Origin of the sequence: Nocardia higoensis NBRC 100133 (assembly GCF_000308595.1) — a bacterium.
Classification (GTDB): domain Bacteria; phylum Actinomycetota; class Actinomycetes; order Mycobacteriales; family Mycobacteriaceae; genus Nocardia; species Nocardia higoensis.
Genome location: NZ_BAGA01000055.1, coordinates 1 through 1,426, shown reverse-complemented (window position 1 = coordinate 1,426; position 1,426 = coordinate 1). Strand labels below are relative to the sequence as shown.

Sequence of the window (1,426 nt, the reverse complement as noted above, 5' to 3'; positions counted from 1 at the left end):
GGGCGGCGGGTCCGTGGCGTTCTCGTCGTCGGCGCAGCCACCGGCGGCCAGCGCCAGCCCGGTCAGCGCCGCCGCGAAAGCGAGGCGGCCGAAGTAGCGGCTGTCGTTGTGCTGCATGGTATTTCCCTCTTCGAATGGAGACGGGTGATCAGCCGACGAGTTCGTCCAGGGTCGGCATGGTGGACGAGATCGGGTCTCCGGTGAAATCGCCGATCCAGCCGTCCTCACGTTCGAAGAACCGGATCGCGCAGAAGTGCGGGACCGCGCCCATATCGAACCAGTGGGTGGTGCCGGCGGGCACCGAGATCAGGTCCCCCGCCTCACACACCAGGGCATAGACCTTCTCCCCCAGGTGCAGGTAGAAGCAGCCATGGCCCTCGATGAAGAACCGCACCTCGTCCTCGGCGTGCCGATGCTCGTCGAGAAATCGTGTGCGCGCGGTCTCGGCGCCGGCGCGCCACTCGGGGTCCTCCGTCGACGGGCTCATCCGCACCACATCGACCAGCCGGTATCCGCCTTCGCCGCACACCGCGGCCACTTCGTCACGATAGGCCGCGAGCACCTCCTCCTGACCCGCGTCCGCGGGCAGCTCACGCAGCGGCCACTGCTCGAGCCGGATACCGTGCGGGGCGAGCGCTTCCGCGATTTCGCCGCGATCGGTCGACCTCAGCAGCACCTGCCGCCGGTCGTGCTGCGGCATCACCTGAACAAGTGTCATGACCGTCCTCCTCCGGTCCGAAGCTGCAACTGGCACAGCATTTCCAGGCACTCCATGCGATTGCGAGCCGTCTCCAGATCCGGCCCCCAGGTGGTGGCGCCGTGCCGGTCGATCAGCACCGCGGGCGGCGCGTCGGCGGGCAAGCGGTCCGACAGGTCGGCGGCGATGCGCGCGACATCGACGTGATTGGTCAGCACCGGCACGGTGAACGGCGTTCTCGCGCGGCGATCGAGGCCCTTGGCGATCTCGAAATCATCGAAGCGCACCCACTCCCGATCGGCCAGCATCGTCGCGGCTGCCGTCGCCGAGGGCGGATGCGCGTGCACCACCGCGCCGCAGTCCGGGAAGAGGCGATACAGCGCCGTGTGGATCGATGTCTCGGCCGAGGGCCTGCCCGCGCCCGCGCCGATCGGTGTGCCGGTCGCGACGTCGACGGTGATCAGTTCCCGCGCGGTCAACGTGCCCTTGCTGCGACCGCTCGCGGTGATCAGTGCGCGGTCGGCGCCGAGGCGCACCGACAGGTTGCCCGCGGTGCCGTCCAGCCAGCCACGGCCGTACAGGTCGGCGGCCACGGCGGGCAGTCTGTGCCCGAGCGCGGGTCGCAGCGTGCGGGATTCGGTGACGACCGCGGTGACGAGGTCGCGAGGGGTGACATCGAAGGCCGGGTTGTAGACATCGGTTCCCGCCGGCGCGATCGGCATCCCCTGC

General features: G+C 69.7%; 2 protein-coding genes. Both read right to left on the bottom strand.

Going from position 1 to position 1,426, the window contains the following annotated elements; all coding sequences use genetic code 11:
- Positions 1-148: 148 nt before the first annotated feature.
- On the bottom strand, positions 149-718 hold the full coding sequence (locus tag ON26_RS06750) for a 1,2-dihydroxy-3-keto-5-methylthiopentene dioxygenase (RefSeq protein ID WP_040795130.1): 570 nt from the start codon (positions 716-718) through the stop codon (positions 149-151).
- Positions 715-1,426 (bottom strand): methylthioribulose 1-phosphate dehydratase (gene mtnB / locus ON26_RS06745; protein ID WP_040795131.1); only part of this gene is annotated, 712 nt, incomplete at its 5' end. The genes mtnB and ON26_RS06750, both read right to left, overlap by 4 nt.

Bases quoted from the DNA above. Each gene is read 5' to 3' on its own strand.
- ON26_RS06750 (WP_040795130.1), bottom strand. From the start codon at position 718: ATGACACTTGTTCAGGTGATGCCGCAGCACGACCGGCGGCAGGTGCTG.